Consider the following 21,196-nt stretch of genomic DNA (forward strand, 5'->3'; position numbering starts at 1 on the left):
CTCTCCTTTCTCACCACACGTAGGCGACGATTTCGCCACCAATGCCTCGGTCGAGGCATTCCTTCTGGGTCATCAGTCCCGAGCTGGTCGAGATGATGGCGATTCCCAGCCCGCCCAGGGGCATGGGCAGAGAATCGGACTTGGCGTAACGGCGCAGACCGGGCTTGGAGACGCGCTTGATGCCCTGGATGGACTGACGTCCGTCGGGGCCGTACTTGAGCGTGATCTCCAGATCCTGCCCAACCCGTGCTTCCTTGGCCCGGAAGTCGGCGATGTAGCCTTCACGCTTGAGAATCTGCGCGATGTTCGCCTTGAATTTGGAGTACGGCATGTCGACTGTTTCATGCTTGGCCGCACTCGCATTGCGCAGACGTGTGAGCATGTCTGCGATGGGATCTGTCATTGTCATGTGGGCTTATGCCCTTCCTCGCCGTGGTTTCCGCCGCCGTGCAGATTCCTGCAACAGCCGCGGACCTTCAGCGTCGATCTTTACCAACTGGACTTCGTAACTCCGGGGAGCTCACCGCGATGGGCCTTCTCGCGAAGGCAGATGCGGCAGAGGCCGAACTTGCGATAGACGGAATGAGGACGACCGCAGACCTGGCAGCGCGTATAGCCACGCACCTTGAACTTCGGCTTGCGTGCCGCCTTGTTTCTCAGAGCGGTTTTTGCCATATCAGTTCTCCTTGAAGGGGAAGCCGAGCTGCTTCAGCAGTGCCCTGGCCTCCTGATCGTTCTTGGTGGAGGTCACCACGGTGATATCCATACCACGCTGGTGATCGATCTGATCGGGATCGATCTCATGGAACATGGACTGCTCCGTGAGGCCGAAGTTGTAGTTGCCCTGACCATCGAACTGACGGCCACTGATGCCGCGGAAATCACGGATACGGGGCAGAGCCAGGGTCAGCAGGCGGTCCAGGAACTCCCACATACGCTCGCCACGCAGGGTGACGTAGGCGCCGATGGCCTGGCCCTCACGCAGATGGAACTGCGCAACGGACTTCTTGGCCTTGGTGATCTTGGGCTTCTGGCCGGTGATGGCCGTCAGGTCCTTGACCGCACCCTCGATCAGCTTGGAGTCACGAGCTGCTGCACCTACACCCATGGAGACGACGATCTTCTCGACCTTCGGGACCTGCATGGGGTTGGAGAAGTTGAATTCCTTCTTCAGTGCGGGCACAATCTGCTCGTTGTACTGCTGCCTCAAACGAGGGACTGCCGGTGCTTCAACGGTTGTATCGCTCATGACAGCTCCTTGCCTGACTTCTTGGCGAAGCGGGTACGCACGATCTTGACCTTACCGTCGCGCGCCTCCTCCTTGATGTTGACACCGACACGGGTCGGCTTCTTGGTGTCCGGATCGATGACCATCACGTTGGAGCGGTGGATCGGGGCCTCAGTCGGTACGATGCCCGACTCCTGACCCTGCTGAGTCGCCTTGACGTGCTTCTTGACGATCTGGACGCCCTCGACGATCAGACGGTCGTTGGGAAGAATCCTGACGACCTTTCCTTCCTTGCCGCGATCCTTGCCACGGATGACCTTGACCTGGTCGCCTGTCTTGATCTTGGCTACCATCTCAGATCACCTCCGGTGCGAGGGACACGATCTTCATGAAGCGCTTGTCGCGCAGCTCACGACCGACCGGCCCGAAGATACGAGTACCGCGGGGTTCGCGGCCATTGCCCAGAATGACCGCCGCGTTCTCGTCGAACTTGATGTAGGAGCCGTCGGGACGACGGTGCTCCTTGACTGTACGGACGACGACCGCCTTGACGACCTCGCCCTTCTTGACCGACCCGCCGGGAATGGCATCCTTGACGGTGGCGACGATTACATCACCAATGCCGGCATAGCGACGCTTCGACCCGCCGAGCACGCGGATGGCCAGAATCTCCTTGGCACCCGTGTTGTCGGCGACATGAAGCCGCGATTCCTGCTGAATCATTGATTCTCCTTAGCCGCGCTGGTTCTCCGCAGACACCTTGCCAAAGGCGGATGGATGCGGAGCCTGGCCGAACTTGTTACTTGGCGCGCTCGACGATGGAGTCGAGACGCCAGCGCTTGGTCTTGCTCAGAGGCCGAGTCTCCATGATACTCACGAAGTCGCCAACATGCGCTTCGTTCTTTTCATCATGAGCCTTGACCTTGCGGTTGCTGCGAACGACCTTCCCGTAAAGGGGGTGGGTCGAACGCTGCTCCAGCTCGACGGTGATGGTCTTGTCCATACCGTCGGAGACGACATATCCGGTGCGTACCTTGCGGAAGTTGCGCTCCTGCTTGTCAGCCATGCTTACTTCTCCTCAGCTTTGCTATCGGCCTTTGCATCGGAGGGCGCCTGGCTGATGCCCAGTTCGCGCTCACGCAGCACCGTGTACATCCTGGCGATGTCGTGCTTGACGGCCTTGAGGCGGGAGGTGTTCTCCAGCTGGCCCGTAGCGGACTGGAAGCGCAGGTTGAAGAGTTCTTCCTTTGACTTCTTCAGGAAGTCCTCGATCTCCGCATCGGTCTTCTCGTTCAGATTCTTGATGGAATATTCGGCTGTTCCGACTGACATCAGATGTCACCGCCTTCGCGTGCGATAATCCGGCACTTCATAGGGAGCTTGTCGACGGCACGACGAAGGGCCTCGCGGGCCACTTCCTCAGAGACGCCACCGATTTCGAAGAGCACCCTGCCGGGACGGACATTGGCCACCCAGAACTCGGGCGCACCCTTACCGGAACCCATTCGGGATCCCAGGGCGTGCTTGGTCAGGGGGCGATCGGGGAAGACCGTAATCCAGACTCGACCACCACGCTTGATGTAACGGGTCATGGCGATACGGGCCGCCTCGATCTGGCGGTTTGTCAGGTAAGCCGGAGCCAGAGCCTGAATGCCGAAATCGCCGAAGGCGATCTCGTTGCCGCCCTTGGACATCCCCGAACGAACCGGACGATGCTGCTTGCGGTATTTAGTCCTCTTTGGGATAAGCACAGCTCACTCCTTTGCTTCAGTTGCGACGGGTGCCGCTGCGGTCTGCTCTTCAGCTGCCGCTGGCGGAGTCGCCACACCGCTGTTCTGCTGGGCTGCGTCCTGCTCACGCCTGGTGCGTCCCTCAGTGGGACGGGAACCACGACGGGGACGGCGGTCTCCACGACGACCCGGGCGGTTGTTCTGCTGAGCCTGCTGCTCCTCGAACTCACGCTCGGTCATATCGCCCTTGTAGATCCATACCTTGACGCCGATGCGACCATAGGTGGTCCTGGCCTCGAAGAAGCCATAGTCGATCAGGGCACGGAGCGTCTGCAGGGGCACACGGCCCTCGCGGTAGAACTCCGAGCGGCTCATTTCGGCTCCACCCAGGCGGCCGGAGAGCTTGATCCTGATGCCCTTGGCCCCGGCGCGCATGGCATCCTGCTGGGCCTTGCGCATGGCGCGGCGGAAGGTGACGCGGTTGGTCAGCTGCTCAGCGATTCCCTGAGCAACCAGCTGCGCATCAATCGCGGCGTTCTTCACCTCGAAGATGTTCAGCTGAACCTGCTTGCCGGTGATCTTCTCCAGCTTGGCACGGACGCGCTCCGCCTCGGCACCGCGGCGACCAATCACAATGCCCGGACGGGCAGTGTGGATGTCGACGCGTACACGATCACGGGTCCGCTCGATGACGATCTTGGAAACGCCTGCGCGCTCCAGGTCCTTGTTCATCTCCTTGCGGATCTTGTCGTCCTCAAGCACGAAGTCGCTGTAACGCTCCCCCTGCTTGCTGGAGTCGGAGTACCACTTGCTGCGGTGCTCTTCGGTGATGCCGAGTCGGTACCCAAACGGGTTGATTTTCTGCCCCATTACCGGGCTCCTTCCTTGTCGGCCACCACGACCGTGATGTGGCTGGTCCGCTTGTTGATGCGGGCCGCACGACCCTGGGCACGGGCACGGAACCTCTTCAGGGTGGTGCCTTCGTCCACATAGGTCTCACGAACCACAAGCTCGTTCTCACGGAAGGGCTCATTGGCCCTATCCGCCTTGACACGGGCGTTGGCGATGGCGCTCTCCAGGCACTTGCGGACCGGAACGGCCGCATCCTGGGGGGCGAACTTCAAAATGGTCACGGCCTCGGTCGCCTGCTTGCCTCGGATGAGGTCGACGACGCGGCGAGCCTTGCGAGGCGTCACGCGGACGTGACGTGCAATTGCCTTAGCTTCCATGTGTCTCTACTCTCCCTCGCCTCAGCGGCGTGCTTTCTTGTCGTCCTTCACGTGCCCCTTGAAGGTGCGCGTGGGGGCGAACTCGCCGAGCTTGTGGCCCACCATGGCCTCGGTCACGAAGACCGGGACATGCTTACGACCGTCATGCACAGCGAAGGTGTGCCCGATGAAGTCCGGGGTGATCATGGAACGACGGGACCAGGTCTTGATGACGTTCTTGGTTCCCTTTTCGTTCTGCTCGTCGACTTTCTTCTGCAAGTGGGCGTCGACGAATGGGCCCTTCTTGATGCTACGAGTCATCTCTTCGGCACTCCCTTACTTGCGGTTCTTACCATTTGGACGGCGGCGCACGATCATCTTGTTGGATGCCTTCTTGGGCTTGCGCGTGCGGACCTCGCCCTTGCCCCAAGGAGACACCGGCGGCTTACCACCGCGTGTGCGTCCACCATGCGGGTGGTCGACGGGGTTCATGGATTCACCACGGGTGATCGGTCGACGACCGAGCCAACGGGCGCGACCAGCCTTGCCGAGCTGAATGTTGGCATGATCGGAGTTACCGACCTCACCCACAGTGGCGCGGCAGCGTGCATCCACGTTGCGAATCTCTCCGGAGGGCATACGCAGCTGGGCGTAAGCACCATCCTTGGCGACCAGCTGAACGGCCGCACCGGCCGAACGAGCGATCTTGGCACCGCCAAGAGGCCTCAGCTCGATGGCGTGGACCACGGTACCGGTCGGGATGTTGCGCAGCGGCAGGTTGTTGCCGGGCTTGATATCGGCCTTGGGGCCGGTCTCAATGACATCACCCTGCTTGACGCCCTGGGGGGCGATGATGTAGCGCTTCTCACCATCCGCGAAGTGCAGGAGGGCGATACGGGCCGAACGGTTGGGGTCGTACTCGATCTCGGCAACCTTGGCGGGCACGCCGTCCTTGTCCCAGCGACGGAAATCGATGAGGCGGTACTGACGCTTGTGTCCACCACCACGGTGACGGCTGGTCACACGACCATAGGAGTTGCGTCCACCGGTCTTGCTGAGCTTGCGAACCAACGACTTCTCGGGCTTGGAGCGCGTGATTTCGGCAAAGTCCGAAACCGAAGCGTTGCGACGGCCCGCGGTCGTCGGCTTATATGTACGGATAGCCATAATGTAGTTCTTCCTTAACTTTTCTCGGCTAGCCTTCAGTTACCACTACCGAAGACATCGATCGACTGCCCCTCGGCCACCTTGACGATGGCGCGCTTCTCGCTGGCACGCTGGCCGTACCCTGCACGGGTACGAACACGCTTGCCCTTGCGGTTCAGGGTGTTGACCGATGTGACCTTCACATTGAAGATCTGCTCAATGGCCTGCTTGATGGCCACCTTGTTGGCGGAGGGATCCACCACGAAGGTGTACTGGCCGCGATCCGAGTTGGCATAGCTCTTCTCGGAGACGACCGGGCGCAGGATGATATCGTGCGCGGGCTTATGGATTGCTGCCATGAAAATCAGGCCTCCTTGACGGTCTCGGACTTGGCGTCGCCCCTGGAAGCGAGGAAGGCATCAAAGCCGTCCTTGCTGAAGACGACATCCTCGGCGGTGACCACGTCGTAGGTGTTGAGCTGATCGGCGAAGAGCACATGCACGGTGGGCAGATTCCTCACGGAGAGCCACTCGTTGATGTTCTCGCGGGAGAGCACGATGGTGGTGAAGCGGTTCTCGACCAGGGGCAGGAGAGCTGCCTTGGCCGCCTTGGTGGACGGGGTCTCACCGATACCGAAATCAACCACGTGGATACGCCCTGCATTGGCCCTGTCGGAGAGGATGTAGCGCAATGCTGCAGCCTTCATCTTCTTGGGGGTGCGCTGGGAGTAATCGCGGGGCTGGGGTCCGTGGACCACAGCGCCTCCGGCCCACTGAGGGGCGCGGATGGAACCCTGACGGGCACGACCGGTGCCCTTCTGCTTCCAAGGCTTACGACCGCCACCGGAGATGGTGGAGCGGGTCTTGACCGAGTGGGTACCCTGGCGAGCCGCGGCCAGCTGGGCCACAACGACCTGGTGGATCAGCGGCACGTGGGCCTGGACGTCATCCTCGGCGATGCCGAAGATGTCCTCGGGGGCCTCAACCTTGCCGGCTGCCTTGCCCTTGGCGTCCGTGATGTTCAGAGTCAACTTAGCCATGATTTCAGGCTCCCTTCACTGCCGAACGGACCAGGACGATGGCGCCGCGGGGGCCGGGGACGGCACCCTTGATGGCGATGACGCCCTTCTCGGTATCCGCGGAGACGATGGTCAGGTTCTGGACCGTCGAGGTGTCGTGACCCATGCGGCCTGCCATCCGCTTCCCCTTGAGGATGCGGCTGGGGGTGGCGCATGCGCCGACAGAACCGGGACGACGCTCGTTCTTGTGCGAGCCGTGGGTACGGCGATAGGACTTGAAGCCCCAACGCTTGATGGTGCCTGCGAAGCCCTTGCCCTTGGTGGTGCCGGTCACATCGACCTCGCTGCCCTCGGGCAGCAGCTCCAGACCGAGCTCCTGGCCGGGCTGGTAGCTATCGGCATCACCGGTTCGGACCTCGACCAGGTGACGACGAGGGGTCACACCGGCCTTGGCGAAGTGGCCAGCCAGGGGCTTGGTCACCTTGGTGGGATCGATCTGGCCGTAGCCGATCTGGATGGCCTTGTAGCCGTCCGTCTCCTCGTTCTTGACCGCGGTCACCACGTTGGTGGAAACATCCACCAGGGTCACCGGGACGAAGAAGCCGTTCTCATCCCAGACCTGGGACATGCCCAGCTTGCGGCCCAGGAGGGCCTTTCGGTTCCTCTGATCTTCAGCCATACGGTTTCCTCCTCCCTTACAGCTTGATTTCGATGTTGACGTCCGCCGGCAGATCGATGTGCATCAGAGAATCCACAGCCTTGGGCGTGGGATCCACGATGTCGATGAGACGCTTATGAGTGCGCATCTCGAAATGCTCGCGGGAGTCCTTGTACTTATGAGGAGAACGGATGACGACATACACGTTCTTCTCAGTCGGCAGCGGAACGGGGCCAACCACAGTTGCGCCCGCGTTCGTCACCGTCTCGACGATCTTCTTCGCCGATTGGTCGATGACCTCATGGTCATAGGACTTTAGCCTGATGCGGATTTTCTGTCCCGCCATTGCCGTCCGCCCTTTCTAGCGATCTATATGACTGGTTATCCAGCCTGTTGCAGGGCACTGATCGGCAGGGCTCAGCGGGAATTCCACCCGACAAGCCAAAACCGCATCCATGCACAGCCGTCCGGAACCCAGTGGGGTCAGGTCCCGAGCTGTACCCGCTATTTTGAATTACAAAGTGCGAGCCCAAAACAGGCAACTTTCATATTTAACCACGAGGTCACCCCTAGCATAATCCGGGCGTGTCGTTCTGCTATGGATCCCAAAACCGCTCATACCAGTGCCTCGCGCATGAAAATGGTCGGCCTCTTCACCGAGCGTTAGCTCCCGGTGAAGAGGCCGACCAATCAACCTGTCTTAGACAGGGTCAGATGCGCTGCGAAGCTTCCTCCGTGGCTGCCTCGCCCTCCCTGCTGACGCGCAGACGATGGCCCTCTTCCTGAGGAACACCGTAGTAGGCGGCAATGGCTATGTCCTTCATGTCCTCGATCTGGGGAATGCGGGGGTTGGCCGGGGTGCACTGGTCCTCATAGGCACGCATGCCTATCTGATCAAGGACACTCCAGAAGTAGTCCTCATCCACACCTGCAGCCTGGAAGGAGCTGTCCATGCCCAGCTTCTGGTCACGGTAGTCCTCGACGGCCCGCGCCAGGAGTTCCACACCCTCCTCAGGGGTGGAGGACTCGATGCCCAGCACATGTGCCATCTCCTGGTACCTCTCGGCCGCGATGTACTCGCTGTACTTGGGCCAGGAAGTGGGTTCCTGCGGGATCTGCCCGTTGTAGCGAATCACATAGGGCAGGAGGATGGAGTTGGTCCGTCCATGCGCGATGTGGCACAGCGCTCCGATGGTATGTGCCATGCCATGGCACATACCCAGGAAGGACGAACCGAAGGCCATACCTGCCATGGTGGCCGCGTTGTGCATCCTCTCCTGGGCCCGGGTCTTGGTCCGGCCGCCTTCTGTACCGACCGAAACGGCCAGGTTGTCCCAGATGAGCTTGGCTGCCCGCAGGGCCATGGCATCGGTGTAGTCATTGGCGTAGACCGATACGAAGGCCTCCATGCAGTGGGTCAGAGCATCGAAACCTGAGTCCGAGGCCAGCCGCTTGGGCTGGGTCCGGGCCAGGACCGGGTCGACGATGGCCACGCTGGGGGTCAGGGCATAGTCGGTGATCGGGTACTTGTAGCCGGTCTTGTGGTCGGTGATGACAGCGAAGGGGGTAACCTCCGAGCCGGTGCCTGATGAGGTGGGGATGCAGACCAGCTTGGCCTTGGAACCCAGCGGCGGAATCTTGAAGGCCCTCTTGCGGATGTCGAAGAACTTCTCGCGCACATCGGCGAAGGATATCTCCGGACGCTCGTAGAGGAGCCACATGATCTTGGCTGCATCCATGGGGCTGCCGCCACCCACCGCGATGATCGTATCGGGGCCGAACTCGTCGCGCATCATCTCGGCACCGCGCTCCACGGTCTCCACGCTCGGCTCGGGCTCAACATAGTCGATGATGCGGAAGGTGACGGGCTCAGGACGGGCACGCAGCTGGTCGATGATCTTGTCGACGATGCCCAGCTGCTCCATAACCTTGTCGCAGACGATGACGGCGCGGTGGATGCCGAACATGTCGCGCAGATACCGTACCGAGTTGGGTTCGAAGTAGGTCTTGGCCGGCACCTTGAACCACTGCATGTTGTTGTTCCTCCGCGCTATGCGCTTCACGTTGATCAGATTGACCGCCTGTACGTTGCCCGACACGGAGTTGCCGCCGTAGGAGCCACAACCAAGGGTCAGGGAGGGAGCGATGGAGTTGTAGATGTCACCGATGCCGCCCAGGGAGCTGGGCTGGTTCCAGATGATTCGGCAGGCATGCATGCGCAGACCATACTCGCGGACCAGCTTCTCGTTGTCGGTGTGGATGGCGGCAGTATGTCCGGCACCATGGCGAAGCATCTGTTCGCATTTGGTGAAGGCATCCTCCTTGTTGCGGGCCTTGAGCACAGCCTGGACCGGTGCCAGTTTCTCCAGGGTCAGGGGCTCCATCTCACCGACCTCCTGGCACTCGGCAGCCAGAATGGTCGCATCCTCGGGAATCTCAAAGCCGGCCTGGTGGGCGATGAACTGGGGTGACTTCCCGGGCACCACCGAATTCAGCTTGGGGGCGGGGGCATCCTTGCCGGCATAGGCGGTGACACCGAACATGTACTGCTCCAGCTTGGCCTTCTCCTCCTTATTGACGAAGTAGGCACGGCGGTGCTTCATCTCATCGATCACCCGATCGTAGACGTCCTGGTGGGCGATGATGGCCTGCTCGGTGGCGCAGATCATGCCGTAATCAAAGTGCTTGGAGAGAATCAGATCATTGACGGCCCTGGGGACGCAGACATCCTTATCGATATAGGCGGGGGCATTTCCGGCCCCGACACCCAGGGCGGGCTTGCCCGAGGAATAGGCGGCCTTGACCATACCCGGACCGCCGGTGGCCAGGATGGTGGCCACACCCGGGTGCTTCATCAAGGCACCGGTGGCATCGACCGAGGGGTGTTCGATCCACTGGATGCAGTCCTCCGGGGCGCCTGCCTCGATGGCTGCGTCACGAACGATCCTGGCGGCTTCGACTGAGCACTTCTGAGCGAAGGGATGGAAACCGAAGACGATCGGGCACCTGGTCTTCAGGGCGATCAGAGACTTGAAGATGGCGGTGGAGGTCGGATTAGTCACCGGGGTAACACCGGCCACAACACCAACGGGCTCAGCCACTTCAACAATGCCGTCCACATCATTCTCGTTGATGATGCCCACCGTGCGCTGCTTTGCCAGGTGGTTGGTCACATGCTCGCAGGCGAAGATGTTTTTGGTGGCCTTGTCCTCGACCAGACCACGCCCCGTCTCCTCGACGGCCATCTTGGCCAGAACCAGGTGCTTGTTGAGGGCCGCAATCGAGGCCTTGGCGACGATGCGATCGACTTGGGCCTGATCGAGCTCCTCGAATTTCCTCAGAGCCGCCTGGGCTCTGGTGACCAGAACATCGACCTCCTTGTCGGGGCTGACCACTGCAGCTTCTCCCTGCTTTGCGGAAGCCCCCTTATTGATGTGCGCATTGTTCTTTTCCGAGACCACTTGCCCTCCCTTGATGAGCAGTTGTCAGACATACGAAACCGGATGATCCGGTGCCTACCGGGTGAACACTCAACCCCGGCATAGTGACCAAGGTCACAATATAGCGAAGAGGGGCTACCAATCCCGATTGTGTGCGCGGCGACGTTCACTTGTCGCGTGTCGTGTGGATATTCGTTCTTTTTTCTGGTCAATACAGAACAGGTTTCGTTAATTTTCACGTTCGTTTTTCTGGCGAAGTGCTGTGAGTCTCCCCGGTCTCAGACCGGAGCGGGCAGGATACGAAAAATCCCCGGGTCCGAAGACCACGGGGATTGCAGTGTTGACCGAAGGTCAGCGCTTGGAGAACTGAGGTGCACGGCGAGCCTTGTGCAGACCGGCCTTCTTGCGCTCCACGACACGGGCATCGCGGGTCAGGAATCCGGCCTTCTTCAGGGCCGGGCGGTTGGCATCACGGTCGATGGCGTTCAGGGCACGGGCCACACCCAGTCGGATTGCACCCGCCTGGCCGGTCACGCCGCCGCCGTCAACGCGGACGATGATGTCGAACTTGTTCTCAAGCTTGAGCAGAACGATCGGCGAGTTGACCTCGCGCTGGTGCAGACGGCTGGGGAAGTACTCCTCCAGGGTGTGCCCATTGATGGTCCACTTGCCGGAACCGGGAACCAGACGTACCCGGGCGACAGCCTCCTTGCGGCGGCCGGTGCCATATCCGGGCTCGATGGCGGAGGTACCGGTACCTGCACCGGCGTTGGTCTCCGAAGTGTAAGCTGCGGTCTCCTCAGACTCGAGAACCGCGGAGCTGTTGTTGTTTTCAGCCATGGTGATCTATCTCCTCTGGTTCTACTTGGCCTGCTGGGAGGTCTGGTGAATCTCGTAGGGAACGGGCTGCTGCGAGGTGTGGGGGTGCTCCTCACCTGCAAAGACGCGCAGACGGGTCAGCTGGGCCCTGGACAGCTTGTTCTTGGGAAGCATGCCCTTGACGGCAGTAGTGATGATGCGCTCAGGGTTGTGCTGGAGCAGCTCGCCGTAGGAGTCGCGACGCAGACCGCCGGGACGACCGGAGTGGGTGTAGAGCACCTTGCCGCTCTTGTCGCCGGTCAGAGCGACCTTGGCCGCATTGATGACGATGACGTTGTTGCCTGAATCGGCATGGGGTGCGAACGTGGGCTTGTTCTTGCCACGCAGAAGGTCGGCCACCTGCGCAGCCAGACGGCCAAGCACCACATCGGTGGCGTCGACGATATACCAGTCATGAGTCAGATCGGCTGGTTTCGGGGTGAAAGTCTTCACGATTCAACCTTTTCCTTGCATTGTGTTTCGGGCTTCCCACCCGGCATGATGCCATACCGATGAGAGGCCATATTATCCGTGGGCTCCCTGAAAGTCCTAGACGGCGAGTGGGAAAAGCGCTTTGAGGACCCCTTAGGGAAACACAACAATCCACAATTGTAACGCCTGACGGCTGTTCGTCAAAACGCGAGTCGAAGATTACTGGTCCAACCGCTTCTGCGCCGCATTGGCAACCTCAACCCGATCATCCTGTGCCAGGGTCTTCACGGTCTCCATACGGGTGTTGGGATTCAGGGCCACCGCCCTGCGCACCATGGAGGCCAGAATCATGGGGGCACCCTCTTCGGTGCTTGTTCCCAGGCCACCCAGGTAATCAAGGGTGTCCGCATCGGTCGTCGAAGCCTGGGCCCCCTCCAACCGCATCTTCCAGGAGGCCATCGGATTGGTAAGGGCGGCGGCCCTGACCTGGGGATCCCCATCCTTGGTCAGGATGCCCACCAACCAGTTCTTGTCGTCCCTATTGGACGCAACCGCCTGACGCACCTTCGGGTCGGCATCCTTGGAGAGCTTGACCAGGATATTCGGGAAGGGCATGGTCTCAGCCAGGAAAACTCTATCGTCGACCGGCGTGTGGTCATTGCCCGCAACAGCCTCCAGCAGGGCCGTGAACCGTGAAAATGCCGCCTGGTCCGAGCGGTCGGGCAGGGGGCGGCGGGCAAATTCATGCAGTTCTTCGGAGTCTGTGGAGTGCCTCAGCCGCTCATAGAAGACCGTCAGCGCCTCATGGGAATTACGGTCCTCCCCCTGGTCTGCACCTGTCTGGGCCGGGGATTCCGATTCCGGCTGTTCCTGGGGATTGCTCATGGTGCCAGCTTATGTCCACTCCGTGATTTCCTGGACACACCTGTGAATTGCGGGGACGATCTACGATTCCGCGGCCTGGTCATAGGGTGTTCCCTCGAGGCGAGCGGTGGTCCCCCACCCCCACCTACCATATAGCCAGAACTCTCAGAAGCGGACCGCCGCAGGAAGGGACCACCATGCAGACCATCCTGGACCCATCCGACAACCCCTCCATGGGGTCCCTGGTCGACAGGAAATCCGAGTTCATCGGCAGCGCCTGCCACATCGGGAACCAGGATGAGGCCCTGGACTTCGTGGAGCAGGTCCGCAGAGCCAATCCCAAGGCCAGGCATGTCTGCCACTGTGCCGTCTGGGGCCCGGAAGGCCATACCAGCGAGCGCCTGAGTGACGACGGCGAACCGTCAGGCACGGCAGGCAAGCCCATCCTGGAGGTGATGCGCCGCCAGAACCTTACCGACTGCGTGGTGACCGTAACCAGGTACTTCGGCGGCATACTCCTGGGTTCGGGCGGACTGATACGCGCCTACTCCTCGGCCGCCTCCCTGGCTCTGAAGGCTGCCCATCCGGCCAGGTTAGTGATCTCACGCAGGTACCGAATATCCGTCGCCTACCCCGACCACGGCCCCCTGCTCCGTCTTGTGGAGTCCGTTGGAGGATCCGTCGCCGAAGAGACATTCACAGACAACGTGACCCTGACATACGACATTCCCCTCAACCAGACCGAGGAATTCGGCAGGAGCCTAAGCAATCTCCTCCAAGGAGGAGCTCCCCCAACTGAACTGGAGACGGTACAAAGCCCTGTTTCCCTGACCTGATTCCCGGGTTTGCACGCCCCATGACGGTAAGCCTGAATATGGAAAACCGGGAACCGTATCTCTCGAACGGTTCCCGGCGATCATGCGGAGACGAGGAGATTCGAACTCCTGGACCGCTTGCGCAGTCAACACCTTAGCAGGGTGCCCCTTTCGGCCACTCAGGCACGTCTCCCTGTATCCAACCCTAGCACCGGAATCCGAGAAGAGGTCCGGATAAGGCCAGAACAAATCACTAGAATACCATCCCTCCAAGATGGGACTCGCCGGATTCTTCCCGGGCGACGCTTTGACCCATATACGAGATCTGCTATCGGGTGTTATCACTGAACTCTGCCTATCATGGAGCCATGAGTACTGCACCAAGGCTGGCAGCCGCCAAGAAGGACTGGGGACACGACGAGACCGGGTGCACAGTACTGCATATTGATATGGATGCCTTCTATGCCTCCTGCGAGGTGGCCCGGTATCCGGAACTCAAGGGGAAACCCGTCATCATCGGCACCGGCACACGATCCGTTGTATCCGCCGCCAGCTATGAGGCCCGCGTCTACGGGGTAAACTCGGCCATGGCCGTCAGCAGGGCACGCAAGCTATGCCCGCAGGGAATCTTCCTTCCCGTTGATATGGCCTATTACCATTACGTCTCCCATGAGATCTTCAAGACCGTATTCTCGCGCGTCACCGACCGGATCGAGCAGGTTTCGGTGGATGAGTGCTTCATGGATGTTTCGGGAGCGCTGATGAGATGGGGTTCACCGACGAGCATCGCCCGATGGATCCGAAGCACCGTGGCCGAGAACTTTAACGTGACCTGTTCCGTAGGCATCGCCTCCAACAAGCTGGTGGCCAAAATGGCCTCGACCAATGCCAAACCCGATGGGATGCTGCTCATCCCAAAGGACCGACAGGCCGATTTCGTCCAACTCATGCCCCTGCGGGGGATTCCCGGAATCGGACCGGCCCTGGAGAAGCGACTGAATGCCTGGGGCGTCAAGGACGTGGCGGACCTGTCCAAAATGAGCGAGCACGACCTGGCCAGGGCTACCGGGTCGAAAATCTCGGCAAGGATGCTCTACCTTTCCTCTCATGGTCTCGATCAGAGCAAGGTGCGTCACCGCCCACCCGAGAAGTCCATCGGCGCCGAACGGACCTTCATGCACGACACGACCAGCATGGAGCAGGTCTGTGGTCTTCTGCGTATATGTAGCGACGAGGTGGCGACCAGTCTTAGGGCCCAGGACTTGTTCGCCCGGACCATCACCGTCAAACTGCGCTTCGACGATCTGCGGTATATGACCAAGGCCAGGACCCTTCAGACCCCCGTCAGTACGGCCACGCGCATCTATCCCAGGGCAGTTGAGCTCCTCAAACGGATGCTGGGCATCCCCGATCTGGCGCCTATGACCACTCCCCTTCCTCGATTGATTCGGTTGGCGGGCGTGAGTGCTTCAGGACTGAGCAAGGTCAAAGAGACCCCGATTCAACCATCCTTGGAGGATGTACTCGAGGAGGACGACCACAAGTCGGGTTCAGGCGCCAAGAGGATGGACAACGCCGAAGCTGCTATCGACACGATCCGGAACCGGTATGGCAGGCGGTCGGTGCACCTGGGCGTGTAGTAGTCCGGAGGAATACAACATGCAAGCAGGCAGCCAGCCACATCAACCATTGCCTGCAACCGTGGTCATCGATGAACCAATGACCAAGCCCAGGTCAGCTACCGAGCCGGTCCGCCACCTGATCCATGACGGCATCACTGACAGTCGCGGAGAGGCGCAGATGGGAAGAATCCCCGTAGAACTCCCCCGGGCTGGGCAGGATACCCAGACTCGCCAGGGTCTCCATGTCCTCCCAGCAATCCCCACCACGGGACCGGACCCAAAGGTAGAGGCCTCCCTGGGGCATAGTCACCTGATACCCGAATGACTGCAGGGCATCGACCAGGACACGGAGGCGGCGGAAATACCGGTCACGCTGAATACGGACCTCCTGCCGGTCGGCCAAAGCCGCGACCATGGCCGCCTGAACAGGGCCGCTGATAATCATCCCGATCTGCTTGCGGTAGGTGGTCATCGGTCCGAGCAGATTCGGATCGCCCGCCATGAAGGCGGAGCGGTAGCCGGCCATGTTGGACTGCTTGGACAAGGAATAGAGGCATATCAGACCATCAGCAGACCCCTGGCAGACCTCAGGATCGAGGATGCAGGGGGCAGGTTCCCCTGCAGGGCCCTCAGGAGTCCAGGTCAGGAGGGCATAGCACTCGTCACTCAGCACGACGGCACCGATGGAGCGAGCCGCGCGGACAATGGCGGCGAGATCCTCTGCATCGAGTACTGCGCCGGTCGGATTGGACGGGGAGTTGACCCAGATGGCCCTGACCCCAGGGATGGACACCCAGGATTCCACATCGGACGGGTCGTTCACTGTGACCACGCGGGCACCTGATAATTGGGTACCTATGGCGTAGGTCGGATAGGAGACTGCGGGTTGGACCACCACATCCCCCTCCCCCAGGTGCAGGAGCGAGGCCATGAGGGAGACGGCCTCCTTGGACCCGACCGTGGGCAAAAGGGAAGCCCCACAGGAGTCCAGATCGACACCGCGCTCACTCCTGAACCAAACCTTCAAGGCCTGGCGAAGTGCCGGGCTACCGGCTGTTACGGGATATCCGTGGGCGTCTTTTCCGTCGGCAGAACGGGCCAGGGCATCTTGGACGGAGTCCGGAACAGGATCCACGGGAGACCCGACCGAGAGATCGGCCACACCGCCGGGCACGGCCGATGCAATCCGGCGGTAGCGATCTATGCGCGACCAGTCGTAGGGAGATGAAAAGGTCTGAAAACCCATGGAACCCCCTGGGATGTAGATTACGGAACGGGCCTTACGACCCGGTTGGCCTCACTTCTGGGGAGGCAGAGCCGCCACCTTCTCGGGATCGTGATCATAGGCACCGGCTGCGGCTGCCCCGCCGGCGTCGCCGACCTCGGCGAAGAAGTCATTGGCGGCATCCTTGTACCAGGCCCACTCGTCAGGAAGATCATCCTCGTAGAAAATAGCCTCAACCGGGCAGACGGGTTCACAGGCACCACAGTCAACACACTCGTTGGGGTTGATGTAGAGCGAGCGCACTCCCTCGTAGATGCAGTCGACCGGGCATTCGTCCACGCATGCCTTGTCCCTGACATCAACACAGGGCTGGGCGATGACGTACGTCATAGGTAAACCTCCTGAATAACTGGGTTCAGTCTACCTCCGGTCTGGGACCCTAATCCTCGATGCCCGCCAAGGTGGGCTCGGGGACTTCGCCGGACAAGCGATGCTGACCCAGGCGTGAGTGCCTATAGGAGTAGCAGAAGTAGATGGCAAAGCCGCAGGCCAGCCAGACCACGAACCGAATCCAGGTCAGAACGGTCAGGTTGAGCATGAGCCACAGGCAGGCCAGGGCAATCAGGATCGGAACCCAGGGATTCCCCGGCATCTTGAACGACCGTGGCAGGTCGGGGCGGCGCTTACGCATGATGGGCAGGGAGATGGCCACCAGGAGGAAGGCGGAAAGGGTGCCGATGTTGACCATGTCGGAGAGGACATCGATCTGGAAGCAGGAGGCCACAATGGCAACCAGGATGCCCCCGGCAATCTGGATGCGGGCGGGGGTACCATGCCTTCCTGTCTTGGAGAAGGACCTTGGCAGGAGACCATCACGGCTCATGGCGAAGACGATACGGGTCAATCCCAGCAGGAGGACCATGACCACGGTGGTCAGGCCGATGACGATGCCGAAGGAGATGATCTTGGCGGCCCATGAGGCTCCCACCATCTCGAAGCCGGTGGCCAGGGAGGGGTTCTTGGACTTGGCCAGATCCTTGTAGGAGACCATGCCCGTGGTGACGATGGCGACGAGGATGTAGAGAACGATGACAATCAGCATGCCCAGACCGATGCCCCTGGGAATGGTCTTGTGCGGCTCCTTGGCCTCCTCGGACGTGGTGGCCACGATATCGAAGCCCACGAAGGCGAAGAAGACCAGGGCAGCCCCGGAGAGGATGCCGGATATGCCGTAGATGGTCGGCTGCATGCCCGATGCCCACTGCCAGAGGGGCTGACCCATGATGCCCGAGACCGTGGCCCCAGGCACGTCGGCTGCGGGTTCGGCAGGCGGGATGAAGGGATGGTAGTTCTCGGCCTTGATGTAGAAGAAGCCGACGATGATGACGAAGACCACGATGCCGATCTTCAGGACGGTAAGTGCCCCGTCGAACCGTGCCGACAGCTTGGTGCCCAAAACCAGGAGAACCGTGAAGAAGGTCACGACCACCAGGGGTGCCAGATCAATCTCGAAGGAACCAAGGTGGAAGCTGGTGGAGAAGGATTCCCCACCCATCAGGTGGACGAAATCGTTCAGGTAGACACCCCAGTACTTGGAGATGACCGAGGCGGCCATCAGCATTTCCAGTATCAGATCCCATCCGATGATCCAGGCCACCAGCTCCCCGATTGTGGTGTAGGTAAAGGTATAGGCGGATCCCGATACGGGAATCATCGAGGCGAACTCCGCATAGCACATGACGGCAGAGGCACAGACGACACCCGCTATGACAAAGGAGATGATGACGGCTGGACCGGCGTGGAAGGCCGCAGCCTGGGCGCCAACCGAGAAGATACCCGCCCCGACCGCCACGGCCACCGCCATGATGGCCAGATCCCAGGTGGACAGGGTCCGTTTCAGGGAGCGTCCCTCCTCCCCGGTTTCGGCAAGGGTCTGCTCAACCGACTTTTTCCTGAAAAGTTCCATCGTTCTTCCAATCGTGACTCACGGTGCACGCCAGTGGCCCCGGCCGTCACCATAGGAGATGGGGACCCGCAATCAGGGACCTTGTTCACTACCGGATAGTACCCCTCAGGGGGCGGGGCGCAAGCAAAAGTCCATCCGAGGCATAAGACCGGTTCTGAACGACAGTTCATTCCGGGAGAGGAATCGTTCACCTCGAAACCGTAGAGCCCCTGTAACCGGTCTATCGCCACCCTCATCCGGAGAGGTTTTCCGGCCCTGGGGTCTCTTGGACGGGAACGGCGGCCGCCCCATCAGTCTTCGAAGAGCGCCAGGGCATTCTCGTAGGAGACCGCACGAACCAGGGGGGCCAGATACCCCTCATCGTCGGGGATGATGCCTTGGGCGGCCCAGTCACCCAGAAGACCGCAGAGCACCCTGCGGAAGAGCTCGTGCCTGGGGAAGGAGAGGAAACTGCGGGAGTCCGTGGTCATCCCTACCGAATTGCCCAGGAGGGAGGTTTCGGCCACGACCTCCAGTTGGCGGCGCATTCCAGTGATTGTGTCGTTGAACCACCAGGCGTTGCCCAGCTGAAGCTGGCCACGGTCTTCGCCGCCGAAGCAGCTGAGGTCGGTGGCTATGGCCATGTAGTCGTTGGGATTGAGGGAGTAGATGATGGTCTTCGGCAGGACTCCCGAACTCTGCGCCTGGTCAAGAAGGTCCACCAAGGGTGCAGCCACTGCACCATCGGCCATGGCATCGTACCCCGTATCGGCGCCCAGCCTTCGAAAGGCCGTCGAATTGTTGTTGCGGCTTGCATGAAGGTGGATCTGCATGGTCCATCCCTTGCTCTTGTAGATTCGCATCAGCTCAAGAAGGAGGGCGGCACGGTACTGTGCCCGTTCATGCCCGTCGAGCTCCCGGCCCGCCTTGGCCTTGTTGAAGATGGCGTCCAGCTCATCGCTCGTGGCCGGGGCGAACTCCACCGCATCCACACCGTGGTCAGCCAGCCGGGAACCGTGCTCATGGAAGTAGTCCACCCTTTCCCGCAGGGCATCGACCAGGTCACCGAAGCTGTTCATGGACCTTCCGCAGACCGACTCCATGGTGCCGACCCATCTCCCATATCCGCCGACAGCCGGATTCAGGGCCTCATCCGGGCGGAAGGCCGGCACCATCCTGAAGGACTCTCCCTCCTCGCCGAACCGCTCATGGTATTCCAGGCTGTCCTCGGGGGAGTCGGTGGTGCAGATGACCTTGGCCTTCATCCTGCGTAGGAGGGCCCTTCGCGAGAAGTCCGGATCGGCCAACTGCTCGTTGGTCCGTTCGAAGATGGACCTGGCGGTCTCGACGGTCAGGGGCTCGGAAATGCCGAAGTACCGGCGCAGTTCCATATGGGTCCAGATATAGACGGGACTGCCCACAGCCTGCTCCATGGTGCGGGCGTAAGCCAGGAACTTGTCCCAGGGGTCTCCGTCTCCGGTAATCAGACGTTCCGGCACCCCATTTGCCCGCTCTAACCGCCACTTGTAGTGGTCACCGTAGTTGTGCCCATCGGTCAGCCAGGCATCGACGATATTGTCGAAATTGGGATCCTCATAGATCTCCTTGGCACGCAGATGGCAGTGGTAGTCCACAAGCGGCAGATTCTCGGCCACGTCATGGAACAGTTCCCGGGACAACTGTGTCCCGAGCAGGTAATCATCATCCAGGAAAGCCACTACTAACTCCTTAGTCGAAAATGGCAGGTCCGGCGTTCCTGTTCCCCGGCTACCCGAAAACCGGACATATAGACCATATGGGCGATTGGAGCCGTCACGGAACAAAACTCTCGTATACCACCAGTCAGCCTATCCGTGCCCGGACGACCTTGGGGATGGAGTTGCCATGAATTGCCGGACGCTCTCAGCCGTATCCCGACGTCGGCTTCCTGCCCGCCCCTAGGACTTATCCGACTTGGCGCCGGTGCTCTGCCGGATAATCAGGTGGGCAGGCACCGTAGGGGAAGGAGTGGGGGTGGATGAGGTGGCCCCCGCCAGACGGCTCATGAGAAGATCGGCCGCCCCCCGTCCCAGGGCGGACAGGGACATGTGAATGGTGGTCAGGGGCGGCGTGCTCACCATGGACATGGTGTCATTGTCGAACCCGATGACCGAAACATCCCGGGGGCACTCACAGCCTAGCTTTCTCAGGGCCACAATCAGCCCTATGGCCATCAGGTCGTTGTGGGCGATGACCGCACCCGTCGGGTCTTCCAGATATTTTTCAGCGAAGGAATAGCCCCCGTAGAAGGTCGGGGCACAGGGCATCGAGCGCTTGACCGTTATCCCCTTGGCATCGCACTCGCTGAATATCTGCCTCCAGCGGATGCCTCCCGACCATGAGGCCGCCGGACCGTCCAAGTAGGTCAGACTTCGATAACCCAGGGTGTGCAGGTGGTCCACCGCCTGACACGCCCCCTTCGAAACGTCGATACTGATGCTGCAGACACCCCGGACGTCACGGTTGACGCTGACCAGGGGGCGCAACTGTGCGCACTTGCGTATCATGGCGTCCGGCATTCTCGGGGAAACCAAGATGATTCCGGAGACCACAGGTGCCACGGTATCGACGATACGGCGCTCCTTGGTGATGGATTCCCTGGTTTCCAGGATCATGGTCTCGAAGCGGAAGCGCTCACACTCGTCCTGGATGTTGCGGATGACTCCGGTAAAGAACTGGTTGCCCAGGTCGGGCACGATGACGGCCACCAATCCCCTACCCTGGGAACCCGAACGGCTGTCGACCATGTCGCTGTGATAGCCCAAGGCATCCGCGACTTGCTGAACCCTCTGCGCCGTTGAGATGCTGACCCGATCAGGGCGGGAAAAGGTGCGTGAGACGGTCGAGGGTGATACACCGGCCTGACGGGCCACATCATATATGGTGACCTTGGAGGAACCGTTCTCCGAACCCGCTTCGGTCTTCATCTGTCCCAATCAGCCTTCCCACGCCTGCCCCTGGTGCCCGA

Annotated in this window: 27 protein-coding genes and 1 tRNA gene; 2 read left to right on the forward strand and 26 right to left on the reverse strand. The window is 60.8% G+C overall.

What is annotated here, in order from left to right; genetic code table 11:
- Positions 1-10: 10 nt before the first annotated feature.
- From rpsH to H3V08_RS05270, 20 genes are all read right to left on the reverse strand, one after another.
- The gene (rpsH, locus tag H3V08_RS05175; protein WP_033490652.1) at positions 11-409 is read right to left on the reverse strand and encodes a 30S ribosomal protein S8; all 399 of its coding nucleotides are present in this window, start codon (positions 407-409) and stop codon (positions 11-13) included.
- An 80-nt stretch (positions 410-489) separates the two neighbouring features.
- Positions 490-675 (reverse strand): type Z 30S ribosomal protein S14, encoded by a 186-nt coding sequence (locus H3V08_RS05180; protein WP_015022346.1) that lies wholly within the window; start codon positions 673-675, stop codon positions 490-492.
- A gap of 1 nt (position 676) precedes the next feature.
- Positions 677-1,249: a 50S ribosomal protein L5 gene (rplE, locus tag H3V08_RS05185; RefSeq protein WP_033490654.1), complete on the reverse strand. Its 573-nt coding sequence runs from the start codon at positions 1,247-1,249 to the stop codon at positions 677-679.
- A complete protein-coding gene (rplX, locus tag H3V08_RS05190) occupies positions 1,246-1,581 on the reverse strand; it encodes a 50S ribosomal protein L24 (protein ID WP_033490656.1) in 336 nt (111 codons plus the stop codon). The genes rplE and rplX overlap by 4 nt, the downstream gene beginning before the upstream one ends.
- 1 nt (position 1,582) lies before the next feature.
- Positions 1,583-1,951, reverse strand: coding sequence for a 50S ribosomal protein L14 (gene rplN, locus H3V08_RS05195; RefSeq protein ID WP_033490657.1), 369 nt, complete (start codon positions 1,949-1,951; stop codon positions 1,583-1,585).
- 76 nt (positions 1,952-2,027) lie between these two features.
- Positions 2,028-2,294 carry a 30S ribosomal protein S17 gene (gene rpsQ, locus H3V08_RS05200; protein WP_033490658.1) on the reverse strand — a complete coding sequence of 89 codons (267 nt, stop codon included), beginning with the start codon at positions 2,292-2,294 and terminating at the stop codon, positions 2,028-2,030.
- Between the two features lie 2 nt (positions 2,295-2,296).
- Positions 2,297-2,560 carry a 50S ribosomal protein L29 gene (gene rpmC, locus H3V08_RS05205; protein ID WP_033490659.1) on the reverse strand — a complete coding sequence of 88 codons (264 nt, stop codon included), beginning with the start codon at positions 2,558-2,560 and terminating at the stop codon, positions 2,297-2,299.
- Positions 2,560-2,979: a 50S ribosomal protein L16 gene (rplP, locus tag H3V08_RS05210; protein WP_033490660.1), complete on the reverse strand. Its 420-nt coding sequence runs from the start codon at positions 2,977-2,979 to the stop codon at positions 2,560-2,562. Before rplP ends, rpmC begins: the two co-directional genes overlap by 1 nt.
- Positions 2,980-2,982: 3 nt before the next feature.
- Positions 2,983-3,828 (reverse strand): 30S ribosomal protein S3, encoded by an 846-nt coding sequence (gene rpsC / locus H3V08_RS05215; RefSeq protein WP_033490662.1) that lies wholly within the window; start codon positions 3,826-3,828, stop codon positions 2,983-2,985.
- A complete protein-coding gene (gene rplV / locus H3V08_RS05220; protein ID WP_033490664.1) occupies positions 3,828-4,187 on the reverse strand; it encodes a 50S ribosomal protein L22 in 360 nt (119 codons plus the stop codon). Before rplV ends, rpsC begins: the two co-directional genes overlap by 1 nt.
- A 21-nt stretch (positions 4,188-4,208) precedes the next feature.
- Positions 4,209-4,487 carry a 30S ribosomal protein S19 gene (gene rpsS, locus H3V08_RS05225; protein ID WP_033490666.1) on the reverse strand — a complete coding sequence of 93 codons (279 nt, stop codon included), beginning with the start codon at positions 4,485-4,487 and terminating at the stop codon, positions 4,209-4,211.
- A gap of 15 nt (positions 4,488-4,502) precedes the next feature.
- Positions 4,503-5,333 (reverse strand): 50S ribosomal protein L2, encoded by an 831-nt coding sequence (gene rplB / locus H3V08_RS05230; RefSeq protein ID WP_033490667.1) that lies wholly within the window; start codon positions 5,331-5,333, stop codon positions 4,503-4,505.
- Between the two features lie 35 nt (positions 5,334-5,368).
- Positions 5,369-5,671, reverse strand: coding sequence for a 50S ribosomal protein L23 (gene rplW, locus H3V08_RS05235; protein WP_033490668.1), 303 nt, complete (start codon positions 5,669-5,671; stop codon positions 5,369-5,371).
- Between the two features lie 5 nt (positions 5,672-5,676).
- A complete protein-coding gene (rplD, locus tag H3V08_RS05240; protein WP_198181821.1) occupies positions 5,677-6,351 on the reverse strand; it encodes a 50S ribosomal protein L4 in 675 nt (224 codons plus the stop codon).
- Positions 6,352-6,355: 4 nt separating this feature from the next.
- Positions 6,356-7,009, reverse strand: coding sequence for a 50S ribosomal protein L3 (gene rplC / locus H3V08_RS05245; RefSeq protein ID WP_033490670.1), 654 nt, complete (start codon positions 7,007-7,009; stop codon positions 6,356-6,358).
- Positions 7,010-7,025: 16 nt separating this feature from the next.
- On the reverse strand, positions 7,026-7,334 hold the full coding sequence (rpsJ, locus tag H3V08_RS05250; protein ID WP_006295278.1) for a 30S ribosomal protein S10: 309 nt from the start codon (positions 7,332-7,334) through the stop codon (positions 7,026-7,028).
- A 364-nt stretch (positions 7,335-7,698) separates the two neighbouring features.
- The gene (adhE, locus tag H3V08_RS05255; RefSeq protein WP_198182132.1) at positions 7,699-10,422 is read right to left on the reverse strand and encodes a bifunctional acetaldehyde-CoA/alcohol dehydrogenase; all 2,724 of its coding nucleotides are present in this window, start codon (positions 10,420-10,422) and stop codon (positions 7,699-7,701) included.
- A gap of 357 nt (positions 10,423-10,779) precedes the next feature.
- The gene (gene rpsI / locus H3V08_RS05260) at positions 10,780-11,268 is read right to left on the reverse strand and encodes a 30S ribosomal protein S9 (RefSeq protein ID WP_033490672.1); all 489 of its coding nucleotides are present in this window, start codon (positions 11,266-11,268) and stop codon (positions 10,780-10,782) included.
- 21 nt (positions 11,269-11,289) lie between these two features.
- On the reverse strand, positions 11,290-11,739 hold the full coding sequence (rplM, locus tag H3V08_RS05265) for a 50S ribosomal protein L13 (protein ID WP_033490674.1): 450 nt from the start codon (positions 11,737-11,739) through the stop codon (positions 11,290-11,292).
- 198 nt (positions 11,740-11,937) lie between these two features.
- Positions 11,938-12,603: an AbrB family transcriptional regulator gene (locus H3V08_RS05270; RefSeq protein ID WP_198181822.1), complete on the reverse strand. Its 666-nt coding sequence runs from the start codon at positions 12,601-12,603 to the stop codon at positions 11,938-11,940.
- Between the two features lie 176 nt (positions 12,604-12,779).
- On the opposite strand from H3V08_RS05270, the gene H3V08_RS05275 reads away from it, so the two are divergent.
- Positions 12,780-13,418, forward strand: coding sequence for an IMPACT family protein (locus H3V08_RS05275; RefSeq protein ID WP_198181823.1), 639 nt, complete (start codon positions 12,780-12,782; stop codon positions 13,416-13,418).
- Between the two features lie 85 nt (positions 13,419-13,503).
- Here H3V08_RS05275 and H3V08_RS05280 read toward each other — a convergent pair.
- Positions 13,504-13,590: transfer RNA gene (locus H3V08_RS05280), tRNA-Ser, on the reverse strand.
- 175 nt (positions 13,591-13,765) lie between these two features.
- On the opposite strand from H3V08_RS05280, the gene dinB reads away from it, so the two are divergent.
- Positions 13,766-15,037 (forward strand): DNA polymerase IV, encoded by a 1,272-nt coding sequence (gene dinB / locus H3V08_RS05285; protein ID WP_198181824.1) that lies wholly within the window; start codon positions 13,766-13,768, stop codon positions 15,035-15,037.
- A gap of 94 nt (positions 15,038-15,131) precedes the next feature.
- Here the strand turns inward: dinB and dapC are convergent, their stop codons facing one another.
- The 5 genes from dapC to H3V08_RS05310 form a co-directional block, all read right to left on the reverse strand.
- Positions 15,132-16,265, reverse strand: a complete 1,134-nt coding sequence (gene dapC, locus H3V08_RS05290) for a succinyldiaminopimelate transaminase (protein ID WP_198181825.1) — start codon at positions 16,263-16,265, stop codon at positions 15,132-15,134.
- A gap of 51 nt (positions 16,266-16,316) precedes the next feature.
- Positions 16,317-16,634 carry a ferredoxin gene (gene fdxA / locus H3V08_RS05295; RefSeq protein WP_033490682.1) on the reverse strand — a complete coding sequence of 106 codons (318 nt, stop codon included), beginning with the start codon at positions 16,632-16,634 and terminating at the stop codon, positions 16,317-16,319.
- A gap of 49 nt (positions 16,635-16,683) precedes the next feature.
- Positions 16,684-18,210 (reverse strand): amino acid permease, encoded by a 1,527-nt coding sequence (locus H3V08_RS05300; RefSeq protein ID WP_198181826.1) that lies wholly within the window; start codon positions 18,208-18,210, stop codon positions 16,684-16,686.
- 290 nt (positions 18,211-18,500) lie between these two features.
- A complete protein-coding gene (uxaC, locus tag H3V08_RS05305) occupies positions 18,501-19,907 on the reverse strand; it encodes a glucuronate isomerase (RefSeq protein ID WP_198181827.1) in 1,407 nt (468 codons plus the stop codon).
- Positions 19,908-20,126: 219 nt separating this feature from the next.
- A complete protein-coding gene (locus H3V08_RS05310) occupies positions 20,127-21,155 on the reverse strand; it encodes a LacI family DNA-binding transcriptional regulator (RefSeq protein WP_198181828.1) in 1,029 nt (342 codons plus the stop codon).
- Positions 21,156-21,196 lie beyond the last annotated feature (41 nt).

This window comes from Bifidobacterium sp. M0307 (assembly GCF_016100445.1).
GTDB classification, from domain to species: domain Bacteria; phylum Actinomycetota; class Actinomycetes; order Actinomycetales; family Bifidobacteriaceae; genus Bombiscardovia; species Bombiscardovia coryneformis.

Excerpts from the sequence above, each read along its gene's own strand:
- rpsH (WP_033490652.1), bottom strand. The coding sequence starts at position 409 with ATGACAATGACAGATCCCATCGCAGACATGCTCACACGTCTGCGCAAT.
- H3V08_RS05180 (WP_015022346.1), bottom strand. The coding sequence starts at position 675 with ATGGCAAAAACCGCTCTGAGAAACAAGGCGGCACGCAAGCCGAAGTTC.
- rplE (WP_033490654.1), bottom strand. The coding sequence starts at position 1,249 with ATGAGCGATACAACCGTTGAAGCACCGGCAGTCCCTCGTTTGAGGCAG.
- rplX (WP_033490656.1), bottom strand. The coding sequence starts at position 1,581 with ATGGTAGCCAAGATCAAGACAGGCGACCAGGTCAAGGTCATCCGTGGC.
- rplN (WP_033490657.1), bottom strand. The coding sequence starts at position 1,951 with ATGATTCAGCAGGAATCGCGGCTTCATGTCGCCGACAACACGGGTGCC.
- rpsQ (WP_033490658.1), bottom strand. The coding sequence starts at position 2,294 with ATGGCTGACAAGCAGGAGCGCAACTTCCGCAAGGTACGCACCGGATAT.
- rpmC (WP_033490659.1), bottom strand. The coding sequence starts at position 2,560 with ATGTCAGTCGGAACAGCCGAATATTCCATCAAGAATCTGAACGAGAAG.
- rpsC (WP_033490662.1), bottom strand. The coding sequence starts at position 3,828 with ATGGGGCAGAAAATCAACCCGTTTGGGTACCGACTCGGCATCACCGAA.
- rplV (WP_033490664.1), bottom strand. The coding sequence starts at position 4,187 with ATGGAAGCTAAGGCAATTGCACGTCACGTCCGCGTGACGCCTCGCAAG.
- rpsS (WP_033490666.1), bottom strand. The coding sequence starts at position 4,487 with ATGACTCGTAGCATCAAGAAGGGCCCATTCGTCGACGCCCACTTGCAG.
- rplB (WP_033490667.1), bottom strand. The coding sequence starts at position 5,333 with ATGGCTATCCGTACATATAAGCCGACGACCGCGGGCCGTCGCAACGCT.
- rplW (WP_033490668.1), bottom strand. The coding sequence starts at position 5,671 with ATGGCAGCAATCCATAAGCCCGCGCACGATATCATCCTGCGCCCGGTC.
- rplD (WP_198181821.1), bottom strand. The coding sequence starts at position 6,351 with ATGGCTAAGTTGACTCTGAACATCACGGACGCCAAGGGCAAGGCAGCC.
- rplC (WP_033490670.1), bottom strand. The coding sequence starts at position 7,009 with ATGGCTGAAGATCAGAGGAACCGAAAGGCCCTCCTGGGCCGCAAGCTG.
- rpsJ (WP_006295278.1), bottom strand. The coding sequence starts at position 7,334 with ATGGCGGGACAGAAAATCCGCATCAGGCTAAAGTCCTATGACCATGAG.
- rpsI (WP_033490672.1), bottom strand. The coding sequence starts at position 11,268 with ATGGCTGAAAACAACAACAGCTCCGCGGTTCTCGAGTCTGAGGAGACC.
- H3V08_RS05270 (WP_198181822.1), bottom strand. The coding sequence starts at position 12,603 with ATGAGCAATCCCCAGGAACAGCCGGAATCGGAATCCCCGGCCCAGACA.
- H3V08_RS05275 (WP_198181823.1), top strand. The coding sequence starts at position 12,780 with ATGCAGACCATCCTGGACCCATCCGACAACCCCTCCATGGGGTCCCTG.
- dinB (WP_198181824.1), top strand. The coding sequence starts at position 13,766 with ATGAGTACTGCACCAAGGCTGGCAGCCGCCAAGAAGGACTGGGGACAC.
- dapC (WP_198181825.1), bottom strand. The coding sequence starts at position 16,265 with ATGGGTTTTCAGACCTTTTCATCTCCCTACGACTGGTCGCGCATAGAT.
- fdxA (WP_033490682.1), bottom strand. The coding sequence starts at position 16,634 with ATGACGTACGTCATCGCCCAGCCCTGTGTTGATGTCAGGGACAAGGCA.
- H3V08_RS05300 (WP_198181826.1), bottom strand. The coding sequence starts at position 18,210 with ATGGAACTTTTCAGGAAAAAGTCGGTTGAGCAGACCCTTGCCGAAACC.
- H3V08_RS05310 (WP_198181828.1), bottom strand. The coding sequence starts at position 21,155 with ATGAAGACCGAAGCGGGTTCGGAGAACGGTTCCTCCAAGGTCACCATA.